15 protein-coding genes are annotated in these 12857 nt (G+C 26.2%); 8 read left to right on the forward strand and 7 right to left on the reverse strand.

Annotated elements, in window-relative coordinates:
* Positions 1 to 7 precede the first annotated feature (7 nt).
* Together BHYOB78_RS03710 and BHYOB78_RS03715 are read right to left on the reverse strand one after the other, a co-directional pair.
* Entirely contained in the window at positions 8 to 430 is a 423-nt protein-coding gene (locus tag BHYOB78_RS03710; RefSeq protein ID WP_020064159.1) for a PepSY-like domain-containing protein, read from the reverse strand.
* A gap of 14 nt (positions 431 to 444) precedes the next feature.
* On the reverse strand, positions 445 to 858 hold the full coding sequence (locus BHYOB78_RS03715) for a PepSY-like domain-containing protein (protein WP_020064158.1): 414 nt from the start codon (positions 856 to 858) through the stop codon (positions 445 to 447).
* Between the two features lie 150 nt (positions 859 to 1008).
* On the opposite strand from BHYOB78_RS03715, the gene BHYOB78_RS03720 reads away from it, so the two are divergent.
* The 3 genes from BHYOB78_RS03720 to BHYOB78_RS03730 all read left to right on the forward strand — a co-directional run bounded on the left by BHYOB78_RS03720 (position 1009) and on the right by BHYOB78_RS03730 (position 4421).
* On the forward strand, positions 1009 to 2445 hold the full coding sequence (locus BHYOB78_RS03720) for a hypothetical protein (RefSeq protein WP_012672041.1): 1437 nt from the start codon (positions 1009 to 1011) through the stop codon (positions 2443 to 2445).
* A gap of 80 nt (positions 2446 to 2525) precedes the next feature.
* Complete coding sequence (locus BHYOB78_RS03725; protein WP_012672042.1) at positions 2526 to 3455, forward strand: sigma-70 family RNA polymerase sigma factor; 930 nt, start codon at positions 2526 to 2528, stop codon at positions 3453 to 3455.
* Between the two features lie 96 nt (positions 3456 to 3551).
* Positions 3552 to 4421, forward strand: coding sequence for a hypothetical protein (locus tag BHYOB78_RS03730; RefSeq protein WP_020064157.1), 870 nt, complete (start codon positions 3552 to 3554; stop codon positions 4419 to 4421).
* A gap of 59 nt (positions 4422 to 4480) precedes the next feature.
* On the opposite strand, the gene BHYOB78_RS03735 is transcribed toward BHYOB78_RS03730, so the two are convergent.
* Both BHYOB78_RS03735 and BHYOB78_RS03740 read right to left on the reverse strand, forming a co-directional pair.
* A complete protein-coding gene (locus BHYOB78_RS03735) occupies positions 4481 to 4921 on the reverse strand; it encodes a GNAT family N-acetyltransferase (protein WP_020064156.1) in 441 nt (146 codons plus the stop codon).
* A gap of 93 nt (positions 4922 to 5014) precedes the next feature.
* On the reverse strand, positions 5015 to 5761 hold the full coding sequence (locus BHYOB78_RS03740; RefSeq protein ID WP_020064155.1) for a basic amino acid ABC transporter substrate-binding protein: 747 nt from the start codon (positions 5759 to 5761) through the stop codon (positions 5015 to 5017).
* A 151-nt stretch (positions 5762 to 5912) separates the two neighbouring features.
* Between BHYOB78_RS03740 and BHYOB78_RS03745 the strand changes: the two genes are divergently transcribed.
* The gene (locus BHYOB78_RS03745; RefSeq protein ID WP_012672047.1) at positions 5913 to 6680 is read left to right on the forward strand and encodes a biotin--[acetyl-CoA-carboxylase] ligase; all 768 of its coding nucleotides are present in this window, start codon (positions 5913 to 5915) and stop codon (positions 6678 to 6680) included.
* Between the two features lie 23 nt (positions 6681 to 6703).
* Positions 6704 to 6943 carry a hypothetical protein gene (locus BHYOB78_RS03750; protein WP_012672048.1) on the forward strand — a complete coding sequence of 80 codons (240 nt, stop codon included), beginning with the start codon at positions 6704 to 6706 and terminating at the stop codon, positions 6941 to 6943.
* A 249-nt stretch (positions 6944 to 7192) separates the two neighbouring features.
* Here BHYOB78_RS03750 and BHYOB78_RS03755 read toward each other — a convergent pair whose 3' ends face one another.
* The 3 genes from BHYOB78_RS03755 to BHYOB78_RS03765 form a co-directional block, all read right to left on the reverse strand.
* A complete protein-coding gene (locus BHYOB78_RS03755) occupies positions 7193 to 8857 on the reverse strand; it encodes an ABC transporter permease (protein ID WP_020064154.1) in 1665 nt (554 codons plus the stop codon).
* 78 nt (positions 8858 to 8935) lie between these two features.
* A complete protein-coding gene (locus BHYOB78_RS03760; protein WP_012672050.1) occupies positions 8936 to 9955 on the reverse strand; it encodes an extracellular solute-binding protein in 1020 nt (339 codons plus the stop codon).
* A gap of 23 nt (positions 9956 to 9978) precedes the next feature.
* A complete protein-coding gene (locus BHYOB78_RS03765; protein ID WP_020064153.1) occupies positions 9979 to 11022 on the reverse strand; it encodes an ABC transporter substrate-binding protein in 1044 nt (347 codons plus the stop codon).
* 193 nt (positions 11023 to 11215) lie between these two features.
* Here BHYOB78_RS03765 and BHYOB78_RS03770 point away from each other — a divergent pair, with 193 nt between their 5' ends.
* The 3 genes from BHYOB78_RS03770 (at position 11216) to BHYOB78_RS03780 (ending at position 12857) form a co-directional block, all read left to right on the forward strand.
* A complete protein-coding gene (locus BHYOB78_RS03770; RefSeq protein WP_020064152.1) occupies positions 11216 to 12328 on the forward strand; it encodes a tetratricopeptide repeat protein in 1113 nt (370 codons plus the stop codon).
* Positions 12329 to 12393: 65 nt separating this feature from the next.
* On the forward strand, positions 12394 to 12630 hold the full coding sequence (locus BHYOB78_RS03775; RefSeq protein WP_012672053.1) for a type II toxin-antitoxin system HicB family antitoxin: 237 nt from the start codon (positions 12394 to 12396) through the stop codon (positions 12628 to 12630).
* On the forward strand, positions 12627 to 12857 hold the full coding sequence (locus tag BHYOB78_RS03780; RefSeq protein WP_020064151.1) for a type II toxin-antitoxin system HicA family toxin: 231 nt from the start codon (positions 12627 to 12629) through the stop codon (positions 12855 to 12857). The genes BHYOB78_RS03775 and BHYOB78_RS03780 overlap by 4 nt, the downstream gene beginning before the upstream one ends.

Genomic DNA, 12857 nt, shown 5'->3' on the forward strand with positions numbered 1-12857 from the left:
TGATTTTTTAATCATCAAATTTCTGTCCTAGAAGCTGACCGCTGCTTGAATCTATATAAAGCTCCATCATATTATTTAATTTTACTTCGTATAGATTCCATTTCTTTTTTATTTTTGTTATTACTGTATTAGGGTAAGTTTTTGAAACAGTATTTGCTACAAGCTGAGGCAGTATATTAGAAGGCAGGGCAGTATAATTTCCATCTATTTCTTTTAATTCTCCGTTTCTAAAGAATTCTATTTCAACCCCATTATCCAATGCAATTTCATATTTTTTTCTATCCATTTCAGCATACATTATAGAAGAATTTGGAAAAAATGTGTTTATAAATTGCAGTATATTATTTGGAAGCTGATTAGGTGCTATATATACGTCAGCATATACACTAATTACTAAAATTAAAAATAAAAGTATTGTTTTTTTTATCATATATCCCCTTAAAATTAATCTGGTACTTTTTGACCTATTAACATTCCTGCAAAATCTATGAATATATTTATGTAATTATCTAAGCTTATTACATACATATTCCATCTTTTCTTTATTTTTATAATTGCGGCATCAGGATTTGTCTTTTTAACAGTGTTTAATACTTTCTTATCTATAAAATTTATAGGTATAGGAGATGAATTTCCGCTTACCTCCTGCCAATATCCGTCTAAATCAAAATGTATTACTATATCATCATTAAATGTAACTTCATAAAATTCGCTTGTTTTATATACATTTATTATATCATCATAATTAAAATAGTCATTGATAAAATTTACTGACTTTTCAGGAAGCAGATTATTGTATGGAAATAAAGTCATACAAATAAGAATAAATAATAATACGTTTTCTAATTTTCTGTTCATTTTTCTTTAATTTAAGATTATATTACAAATATAACAAAAATTGCATAAATATCAATAAAAAATAATTAATTAAAAAATAAAAATAAAACTAGTAATTAATGCAAAATAATATAAAATATCATAGAGTATAATTTGTTAATGGAATAGTATATGATAGTAGATTTAAAAAAATATTCTTTAATAGATTGGCAGCAAATAAAGGATAATATTGATAGCATAAAAGATATGCAGTTAGATATTATTGTTATTAATGAAGATGGTATACTGAGTGTTATACCTTATGAAAAGATAGAAGATGTTTTATTTCCATTAGATGGCTCAGAATATATTAAAAGATCTTCTATATATATAGATAAATCTTTGATTTCTATAATAGGTAAGCAATTGACCATAGATTTAAATAAACAGCATGCTGATATACATGATGTTAATATTTTTTATTCACTATATAAAAACTGCAGATTTGAAACGGATAAGGATTATTATAATAATCATTTCAATGAATTAATATCTATAAGAAATATAGAAAGAATAGATTATTTAAAAGAATTATTTAACAAATTAAAATTATTTACCACTCAAAATAAAGTGGATTTAGAATTAGCAAAATTAATAGGAAATATTTTAACTGATATAGGTATAATAGAAAGATTAAATTTAATATATCATTTAAATTATATAAAACAAAATAATATATCAGATTTAAAAAACTATCAAAATGTTAAGAAAGATGATCTTCTTTTTGCAGATATTATAGGTACTATAGTTAATATATTAGAAAAAGAATATAGTGATGCATATATATTTAGTAATATTTCATCGTTTAAAGATGATAATGTAATATGTCATAGCAATAGGGTATTTGTTATGATGGTAGAGTTTTTATATTATTATAATGAAGAAATATCAAGAGGTGTAGCATCAAAATTAAGAGTAGATTATAAAAAGAAATATTATTCATACTATAATGAAATAGGAAAAAAATATAATTTACTTACTAAGGCTGACAGAATAGAGGATATATCGAAGGTAGGATTTAGAAAAATAGAACAGAATGAAATAAAATATTATGCAAGAGCTGCTTTTTGGCATGATATAGCACTTGTTGATGTACTTCATAATATTCCTATAGCTGCAAACAATGAAGGAGACAGTCATTCTATATTAGGATTTAATTTGCTTAAATACTGTATGGCTCAGAATGAATATACATATACTACAGTTGGACTTCATCATGAGTATTATGGAAATGGATACGGTACATTTACAAACATGTATAATAAGCAGTTTGCAAATAAGACTTATAATAATATAGAAAATATATTAACTTATGATGCTAATGATATTGAGAATTTAACAGCATTATCATATTTCCCTGCTAAGGCTTTAGAAATAATAGATTCTTATGATAGTTTATATACAAATGCTTATAAGAATAGCACAGGAAATATAGTTAATGAAGTTATAGCTTATATGTATGAAAATTTTTTGGGATATGATATAAAGATTGATCCTATAATTTTCTATATATTTATTAAATATTTAGAAAATGTAAAAAATGCAAGTATATTTGATTGTCCTTTATAATTAAATATTTATTATATACTTGACAATTTGTAAAAATCTTATATCCTAATAGTAATATTTTTTTGTTTTAGGGAAAGTAATTGTTAAAAAAAGATATTAATCAAGAGTATAAAGGACCTGTTAGCGTATATTTAAAGCAAATAGGTGAAATAAGAAGACTCACTAAAGAAGAGGAACTTGATTTATGGCAGCGTCTTGAAGTTTGCCGAAATGATAGAGCATTGTTAGAAAATAATGATGATGAAGAGTCTTTAAAGAAAATAGAAGAGATAGATAAAGAAATAGATTCCATACAGCATAAGCTTGTAAAATCAAATTTAAGGCTTGTTATAAGTATAGCTAAAAGATATTATAATAGCGGAGTACCTTTTATTGATATTATAGATGAGGGAAATATAGGGCTTATAGAGGCTGTAAAAAGATTTGAATATAAAAAAGGATTTAAATTTTCTACTTATGGTGTTTGGTGGATAAAGCAGAGTATAGTAAAAGAAATATCAAGCAAAAGACATATTATAAGATTTCCTATGCATATAGCAAGACTTATTAAAAAGAGTATACAAACATCAAAAACACTCACTCAGAAATTAGGAAGAGATCCTACAATAGATGAAATATCTAAAGAAATGAAAATAGATAGAAAGACTTTATCTTATATTATGATATTTACTCAGGATACTGCCAGTGTTGACTCTTTTTTCAGAAATTCAGATAATAATGATATGACTTCTATAATAGAAGATAAAAATTTCCCATCACCTCATCAAAAAGCATTTATGGATAGTTTGAGAGATACTTTAACAGAGGCGCTTAAATGCTTGGATGAAAAAGAGAGAACTGTTATTATATCAAGATATGGTTTATATGGAAAAGAGGCAAAAACTCTTGAAGATACAGGAAAAGAATTAAATATCACTAGAGAAAGAGTAAGACAGATTCAAATAAAAGCCATAAAGAAACTTGCAGGACTTAATTTATCTAAAGAATTAAAAAGCTTCTTATGGGATTAAATAATTTTCATTTCATAATTATATTTTTTTATTAAACAATTTATATTTTTACCGAAAAGTTAATATATAATAAAATATAATCATGGATGGGAATTTATGTCTAACGAAATGAAAGCAAAATTAAAACCTATAATTATAATAGTAATATTACTTGTAATTTTAGTTGCAGGTTTCTTTATTACTAAAAGCATATTGAGCAGTAATAATATACCTATTTTAGATTTCGGTGCTGCTGATACTAATGATATGCCGGCAGATACTTTAACAACAGATGATATATTCGGTGAGGATATAACTCCTGAAGAAAAAGATTTCTTAGCTACAAATAACACCATATTGTCAGATAATAATACGAATACAAAATCAACAAATAAAGATTCTTCTATAAATCTTACAGACAGCGGATTATATGAAGCTGGAAACAATCTTGATATACCAGATATACAGCCTCCTGCTACTAAACCAAATAATAGCAGTTCAGCTTATACTTATAATACTGAAAATACAGTTTTAGTAACAAGTTCTAATACTCTTAGACCTAATGATAATATGATGATGGATACAGCTTCTACTGGAACAAATGTAAGAATAAGCTCATTTATCATCAATTATAATGATAGATTTGTTGCTACTAGGACTAATCCTGTTTTAATAACTTTAGCTGTAAAATCTCCTGCTGAAGGAAAATATGCTAAAATTAGAGTATATGCTAGAAGAGTAGATAACAATTACAATATATTAAGCAGAGACTTAGTATTCTATTTGCCTAAAATATATGTATTGGACGGACAGGCTCAGACACAATTCTACTTTGCAGGAAGAACTTCTGCAAGCGGAAAGTATTTGCCTAAAGGAAGATACTTATTATATGCCGAAGCAGAAATTACAGATGCTAACGGCAGATCAATTGGAAAAACAGGAAGATATCCTGTTCCTCAATGGAATTATGTTGTAACATTACAATAAAAATATTTTGTTGTAATGCATTAAACTCCCCATTATTATAAAAAATATTGGGGAGTTTTTTATATAATTCTCATATGGATAATAGGAAAATTATTTCCTAGATCATCGTATTCATCTCTTTTATAATCTTTAAAACCCATATGTTTATAAAAGTTATATGCATTTGTATTTTGTTCATTTACAGATACTTCTTTAATATCATAATTTTCAATTGCATATTTTATTAATTCTTTTCCTATACCATTTCCTATTGCTTCAGGATCTAAAAAAAGCATTTCTAATTTTTTATTTTCTGTGCCCATAAAGCCTACAATATTATCTTCTATTTCAGCAATTATTAAATGCTTTATATCTATTAAATATTTTTTAACGTATTTGGATATATTTATAATATCATCTTCTTTTAAAAATAAATGAGTTGCTCTTACAGATTTTTCCCATAGTATATAGAGTTTATCTATTATTTCATAATCTCTATTTTTTGTTTCATATATTGTCATAATATAAAAGTCCTAATAAAAAAATATCTATGCAAATTAATTAAATTAACTTACATAGATAAAACATTTATTAATTATATATATTATTTCTAATTATTGGAAATTCTTTTCTATTAATTTTTCATAAGTACCATTTGTCATTACTTGAGAAAGTCCTGCATTAATTTTTTCTAAAAGAGCTGTATCTTCTTTTCTTAATGCAATTGCATAATTTTCTACTATAGCATCACTTTCTATTAATTTTATATCATCATTATATTTAGCAAAATTTTTGCAAGGTTCTTTATCAAATACAATAGCAGCGATTTTCTTTTCTTTTAATGCAAGTACAGCAGCAGCACCTGTATCAAATTTTTCATTATTTACTTCTTTGTTTTCTGTCATTATAGTATCACCTGTTGTACCTATAACCACACCTATATTTTTACCTGCTAAATCATCAAATGTTTTTATAGTATCATCATCTTTATGAACTAACATAACTTGGCTTGAAACATAATAAGGTTCTGAGAAATTAACAAACTGTTTTCTTTCTTCAGTAACAGTCATACCTGCTATTATAGCATCTATTTTTTTAGCCTGAAGTGCTGGTAAAAGTCCTTTAAACTGCATATGTGTGAACTCTACATTCAAACCAGATAATTTTGCCACTTCACTCATTATATCATAATCAAAGCCGCCTATTTTTCCATTACTGTCTAAATATCCAAAAGGCGGAAAGTCAACATCTATTCCAACATATATTTTTTTATTTTCAGTTTCTGTTGTTTTTGCTGAATTACCGCATGATACAATGAGCATTGAAGAAATAATCATTATTAATGTTAGTATTTTTTTCATTTTTACCCTCTTTATAAAATAATTTATAACTATTAATAGTATTACTATGTAATATAATATCATTAATAGTTATAAAAGTCAAGAATAAAATTAATAAAAATATAGTTATCATAATATTGATATAATGATTATTTAATTATATAATCATTATATGAAAGTTAACATATTTACAGAAAATTTAAATACTAAAATATACGGAAAAAATACTTTATTATTTGAATCATTAGAAAGTACAAATAAAAAAATGATAGAAGATTTAAATAATAAAGTGAAGCTGGAAGAGGGAAGTGTATATATAGCATTAGTGCAGACATCAGGAAAGGGAAGCTATGGTAATAAATGGGAATCTAATAATAATTTAGGTTTATGGTTTAGTGTTTTAGTTTACTCGCCATATAAAAAAGAGGCTTTAAGTTTTTTGCCTGGTATAGCTTTAAGTAAATGTTTGAGAGAGAAATATAATGTTGATGCTCATGTTAAATGGCCTAATGATGTTTTAGTAGGCAGTAAAAAGATATCAGGTACTCTTATACAAGTTACTCCTATTGAAAATATAAATGCATGTGTTATAGGAACGGGTGTTAATTTATATCAAAGAAAAGAAGATTTTGATTTGAGTATAAGAAATAAAGCTACTTCATTATATATTGAAACAGGAAAAAAAGTAGAATTGAGTGATTTTTATAAAAATTTGATTTATTATTTTGAAGATGTTTATACAGGAACTAAAAATCTATCAGAATATTTCAAAGAGTATAGCAAAATGATAGGCAGAACTATAAAAGCTATAAAAGATGATGCTGAAATATATGCTAAAGTAAAAGGAATAACAGAAGAAGGATATTTACAGGTTGAAGTTAATGGACAAGATGAAACTTGGATATCAAGAGCTTCTTTGGATATAGATACAAACTATTAAAAATAAATAAACGGAAGGTAATTATGAGAAAACCAATACCATATAAAAAACCAGAAGAGAAGAAACATATAAATAAAAAAAGTATATTTTTGCTTATCATATTTGAAATAATTATTATAGTGCTTTCAATAGTTACTACGGCTATAATATCATTATTATTCGGAATCAATCCTTATATAAGTGCGGGAATAAGTGCTGCTATACTTGTGGTATTTAGTGTATTTGTTGCTAAGGAGTTTTTATTTAGTATTAATAAGCGATAAGATAAAATCTATAAAAATACCTACCATATAATAAATGGGGTTTATTATGGTAGGCTTTTTAAGAAAACATATGATAAAAAATAAAAACAATCTATAATGTATAGTATACTATATATAGTTTTTGTCAATATTATTTTTTAAAATATTAAAAAAATAAATGATATAATTTTAAAAAAAGCATGTATTTATTTTACATATAATACAAATAAATAGCATGTTATATACTTATAATAGCATGTTATATAATTCTTACAAAGTTATTTCCTTCTTATTGCTTATCTTAAAGAATATAACAAGCGATATAATAGTTGTTAATGTAAGTATTGTAGAAAGTGCTGCTGCTGTTCCATAACTTGCTCTTATAACTTCCTGATAAATAGCCACAGACATAGTTCTTGATTTTGTTGTGTAAAGTATAACAGATGAGCTTAATTCGTTAATAACTGTTATCCAGCTTAATATAGCTCCAGATAATACACCTGAAAGCATTAATTTTGCCGTTATATAAAAGAAGGTTTTTATTTCCGAAGCTCCAAGACTTATAGAAGCCTCATCTACATTTTTATCTATTTGATAAAGTATTGCTGAGCTTGATCTCAAAGTATAAGGAAGCCTTCTTATTACCAATGATATAATAATTATTATAGAACTTCCAGTCAGTATTATAGGAGGTTTATTAAAGGCAGTTAAAAATGTTATTCCTAGTACGGAACCCGGTATTATATATGGAAACATTGATACTATATCTATTATATTGGTTAATATATTTTTTCTTCTGATTGTTATATATGCTGTTAGCATTCCTACAATTATTATTACTGATATTGTGATTATTCCATATATATATGTGTTTTTTATAGAAGAGGCTAGAGAACGAAATATTGTTTCATAGCTTTCAAAAGAAAATTGACTAGTAAAAACGGATCTGTTTGTCTTTAGAAATGAAGTATATATAACTGTAATTTGAGGAAGTATAGAAATCAAAACTAAAATATATATTATGCTATGAATCAATATAGATTTTATACCTTTTATATCTTTTGATTTTATACTGTTCATAGCGTTCATGGCATATGATCTTTTATTTACAATATATTTTTGAGATATAAACATTATAGTTGTAATTATTACCATTATAACGGACATTGAAGCGGAAAAGTTTGCATTGCTTCCTACTTCGCTTATGAACTCTGAATATATCATAGTAGGCATAGTTCTGTATCCTTCGCCTATAAGCATAGGAGTACCGAAATCAGCCAATGCATTCATAAATACAATGAGTCCTGCTGAAACTATAGTTGGTTTTATTAGTGGTATAGTTACAGTCATATTTCTCATAAAACTAGAAGCACCTAGATTTTCAGAAGCCTCTAAAAATATATTATCAATTTTTCCTAAAGCTCCGTAAACATACATAAATATAAATGGATACAGTTTTAAAGAAAAAACTAAAAGTATGCCATCAAAACCATATATAGTTGGTATATTTATACCTATATATGAAAAAAATCTGGTAATAACTCCATTTCTTCCAAGAAGCAGTATCCAAGAATATGCACCTATAAATGCCGGCGACATCATAGATATTATTATTAGAATTTCTATGATTCTTTTGCCTTTTAAATTATACATTTTCATACAGTAGGCTAAAGGAGTTCCTATTAATACAGCAAGTATAGTTACAGAAGTTGTTACTACAAAACTATTTATTAAAGTGCTGTAATAATATTTTTTGGTAAAGAATCTTATAAAATTATTTAATGTCCAAGCATCTGTTTTTATATCTTTAAAACTACTTAAAAATAATGAAAATAATGGATAAACTAAAAATAATGCAAAGACAAATGTCATTATTATAGTAATATATGTCCAAAAGTCCATTTTTTTTAATATAGTTTTTATTTTGTTTCTCATAATTATTTTCTCTTTTCACTGCTGATAATGATATTTACTTTATCATCAGGATTTTAGTAAGAAAATATATAGATATTTTTAAATACCTGCTGTAACTATATTTTTAAATTTCTCAAGCCAAGCTTCTTTATTTTTATCAACCATTTCTTCATCTTCTTTTATATCATTTATATTTTCAAGAGGCATAAGTATTTGAGAACCTTCTAAATTTTTTATTATTGCTCTTGTGAATAATTCATCATTGATAATTTTTTGGGCATCATAGCTTGTTACAAAATCTACAAACTTTTTGGCATTTTCTAAGTTTTTAGCATTTTTTATTATAGCCATAGAATGTGCTTTAGTTAGTACGCCTTCTTTCATATATATAACGTCTATAGGTGATCCTGTATGTATATAGTTTGCAGCTGCACTTTCAAATGTAAGCCCTACAGCATATTCATTATCAGCAACACCTTTATATACTGCTGAAGAACTGCTTAAAAGTTTTCCGTCTAAATTAGCATACAATTTTTCTACATAATCCCATCCGTTTTCTGGATTACCGTTGCCCATAGCATAAAGCATATTAACTAACTGTTCAAAAGATGATGATGAAGTAGTAGGATCATTAAATGCTATTTGTCCTTTTAAAGCAGGGTTAAGCAAATCAGCATATCCTTCTACTTTTATATCTTTTATTAAATTTGTATTTATTATTAATACGCTTGGACTTAGCATAAAGCCTGTTATGTATTTTTCTTTACTTCTGTAATCTTCGTATATGTTGTCATAATTTGTTGTAACATATTCTTGAAAAAGCTCTGAATTGTATTTTAGTATATTTTCATTAGCAGCAAAAAATATATCTCCTAGAGGATCATTTTTTTCAGCTTCTATTCTTTTTATTATTTCAGCAGTACCTGCTATGATAATTTCTACATTTATATCAGGATTTTTTTTACCAAATTCTTCTACAAGTCTGTCAATAAAAAATCTAGTTGCAGGAGTGTATATTACCAGACTATTTATATTTTCTTCTTTTTTGTTGTTAGAGCATGAAAGAATTGATATTATTAATAATAAAGATACTAGAAATATTTTAATTGTATTTTTCATATTTTTATCCTCGTTTTTATTTTTTATAATTTATCTGTAATTATATTTTTAAATTTTTCAAGCCAAGCTTCTTGATTTTCTTTCACAAAATTATCTATATATTCTAATTCTTCATTTGAAGTGATGGCATTTATATTTTTTATATCAACTAATATAGGAGATGCTCCTAAATCTTTTCTTACGGCTCTTGCATTAAGCTCATCATTCATTTTCTTTTGAGTATCAAAGCTAGTCATATAATCCAAAAACTTTTTAGCATTTTCCATATTTTTAGCATTTTTGATTATATATATTCCGGCAGGCTCCATTATAACGCCTTCTTTCATATATACTAATTTCACAGGAGATCCAGAAACAGCATAATTGGCAGCTGCATTCTCAAATGTAAGTCCTACAGTATATTCATTATCAGCAACACCTTTATATACAGCAGAAGAACCTGTGAGTAATTTTCCGTCTAAATTGTCGCATAATTTATCAATATATTCCCAGCCTTTATTGATATCATCTTTTCCCATTGTATACAATATAGTAACTAAATGTTTGAAAGATGATGAAGATGTAGATGGATCATTGAATGCTATTTTTCCTTTTAGTTTTTCATTAGTTAAATCAGAATAGCCTTCTATATTTATGTTGCCTACAAGATTAGTATTTACTATTAATACGCTTGGGCTAATCATAAATCTAGTCATTGTACCTTCTACGTTTTTATAGCTGTCTAGTATTTCATTTTCATTTGTTGTTGTGTAATTTTCAAATAAATCCTGATTGTTCTTTACCAAATTAATATTGGCTGCCATTAAAACATCGCATAAAGGATCATTTTTTTCTGTTTCTATTCTTTTTATTAATTCACCTGTTCCTGCGATTATTACTTCTACCTCTATATTTGGATTTTTGCTTTTGAAATCCTCTATTAAAGGATCTATAAAATCTCTTGAAGAAGGTGAATATATTACCAATGATGAAGTTTCAGATGTATTTTCATTTTTGCTGCATGAAAATAGCATTATAGAAATTATTAAAATTATAATTATTCTTGTAAAAGTACCAAAAAATCTCATAATTTTATCCCGCAATTAATTTTGCAATAAAATATATTATATTGTGTTTTTGTCAACAAAAAAATAAGCTTTTTAGTGCTATAAAGTGTAAATTAGTGCAAAAAGAGTTTACATAATAAAAAAATGCTAATAAAAGTTATCATAATATCGATAATTATGTTAACACTTTAACATTAGGATTATAATACATAATATGAAAAGCAAAATAGCTGAAAAAGCGTATACTCTCATAAAAAAGAAGAAATATAAAAAAGCAAAAGAGATGCTTCTTAATAATAAAGTGAGAATGTCTCATGATGCGGAAGCTCTTGCTATGCTTTCATTTGCTGATATATTTTTAAAAGATTTCTACGGTGCCGAAGAACTTTCAAGAAAGGCTCTTAGAGAGGATAATTTTTGCTTTAATGCTATGCTTGCAAAAGCTTATATTAGTTTGCATAATGGACATAGAGAAAATGCTTTAAGAGAGTATTTCAGAATATTAGATTTAGATCCTGAAAATAAAGTCGCTAAAGACAATATAGAAAGAATAAGATTTTTAACTAATAATGCTAGAGGCGATGAGATTAATCCAAGAGCATATTTACTTGGCAAGAAAAAATTATCAATGTCTAGATTTTTGGTGCTTATACCTATAGCATTCATACTCACATTTTTATCATACATAACAATAGACAGAGTTTATCCTAAAATAAGATATGTACTTCTTGATAAAGAGCAAAAAGAATTAAGAGAAAAACTTGAGAATGTATACTTATTTGAAGGATTGGAAGACGGCAAGATTCCAGAGAGTGCCAAGAGTCCCACATACTCACCACGTGAAGTAGCAGAGATGTTTGATAAGGCTAAAAACAATATGAGAAGTGCATCTGTTAATGAAGCTGTTATGATAATAAATGGTGCATTAAAGAGCGACATAAACGAATATTTAAAAGAGAGATTCAGAGTGCTTAAACAATTTGTAATAGCACCAGATTATAATATTTTTAGAGAGAGTCCTGACTATCTTACAGTAGTTGCAAATTACGACTTATACAATGGCGGATATGTGAAATGGAAAGCCGATGTAAACACTGTAGGTCAAACCAATATAGACGGCATACCAAAGAAAAGAGCAAGACTTTTGATTTATGACACAGCCGACAAGAACATTGCAGGCGTTGCTGATTTAATAGTAAATGTTACTGTAACATTAGAGCCTAAAAACTATATAGAAGTGTACGGTAAGATTTTGGGCTATGATGCCAAGCAGAAATCAATACAGCTCGAAGGTCAGATTATAAAGCATTTGCCTAAGAAGAAGTAAAAAACTATAATTGCATAATCATCAAAAAACTATATAATAAAAAAATCTTATAAATAGGATTTTATATGTCTAAATATGATTTTAATATTATTATAGAGCAAGATGAAGATGGAATGTATATAGCAACGGTTCCTGCATTAAAAAGCTGTTATACTCAGGCAAAATCGATAGATGAGCTATACATAAGAATAAAAGAAGTTATAGAGCTTTGTCTTGAAGTTGAAGAAGAACATAACTATTTGAAAGATAATTATAAATATAATAAACTCATAAAAGCTGACAAGGTAGAAGTTAGTATATGAGCAAATTGTCCATATGTGATTCAAAAACTATGATAAAAATTCTTATGTTATTAGGTTTCAAAGAATTAAGGCAAAAAGGAAGTCATAAATTTTTTATTAATGATAAAGGGCTTACTACTGTTATACCTGTTCATAATGAAGATTTAACAAGAGGTTTAATCAGAAAAATTTTAAAAGATATCAATATAACTATAGATGAATATGAGAAATTAAAAAAATCAATTTAA

Source organism: Brachyspira hyodysenteriae ATCC 27164 (assembly GCF_001676785.2).
GTDB classification, from domain to species: domain Bacteria; phylum Spirochaetota; class Brachyspiria; order Brachyspirales; family Brachyspiraceae; genus Brachyspira; species Brachyspira hyodysenteriae.

Bases quoted from the DNA above. Each gene is read 5' to 3' on its own strand.
- BHYOB78_RS03745 (WP_012672047.1), top strand. From the start codon at position 5,913: ATGAAAGTTAACATATTTACAGAAAATTTAAATACTAAAATATACGGA.
- BHYOB78_RS03730 (WP_020064157.1), top strand. From the start codon at position 3,552: ATGTCTAACGAAATGAAAGCAAAATTAAAACCTATAATTATAATAGTA.
- BHYOB78_RS03735 (WP_020064156.1), bottom strand. From the start codon at position 4,921: ATGACAATATATGAAACAAAAAATAGAGATTATGAAATAATAGATAAA.
- BHYOB78_RS03765 (WP_020064153.1), bottom strand. From the start codon at position 11,022: ATGAGATTTTTTGGTACTTTTACAAGAATAATTATAATTTTAATAATT.
- BHYOB78_RS03780 (WP_020064151.1), top strand. From the start codon at position 12,627: ATGAGCAAATTGTCCATATGTGATTCAAAAACTATGATAAAAATTCTT.
- BHYOB78_RS03740 (WP_020064155.1), bottom strand. From the start codon at position 5,761: ATGAAAAAAATACTAACATTAATAATGATTATTTCTTCAATGCTCATT.
- BHYOB78_RS03750 (WP_012672048.1), top strand. From the start codon at position 6,704: ATGAGAAAACCAATACCATATAAAAAACCAGAAGAGAAGAAACATATA.
- BHYOB78_RS03770 (WP_020064152.1), top strand. From the start codon at position 11,216: ATGAAAAGCAAAATAGCTGAAAAAGCGTATACTCTCATAAAAAAGAAG.
- BHYOB78_RS03720 (WP_012672041.1), top strand. From the start codon at position 1,009: ATGATAGTAGATTTAAAAAAATATTCTTTAATAGATTGGCAGCAAATA.
- BHYOB78_RS03775 (WP_012672053.1), top strand. From the start codon at position 12,394: ATGTCTAAATATGATTTTAATATTATTATAGAGCAAGATGAAGATGGA.
- BHYOB78_RS03760 (WP_012672050.1), bottom strand. From the start codon at position 9,955: ATGAAAAATACAATTAAAATATTTCTAGTATCTTTATTATTAATAATA.
- BHYOB78_RS03715 (WP_020064158.1), bottom strand. From the start codon at position 858: ATGAACAGAAAATTAGAAAACGTATTATTATTTATTCTTATTTGTATG.
- BHYOB78_RS03755 (WP_020064154.1), bottom strand. From the start codon at position 8,857: ATGAGAAACAAAATAAAAACTATATTAAAAAAAATGGACTTTTGGACA.
- BHYOB78_RS03710 (WP_020064159.1), bottom strand. From the start codon at position 430: ATGATAAAAAAAACAATACTTTTATTTTTAATTTTAGTAATTAGTGTA.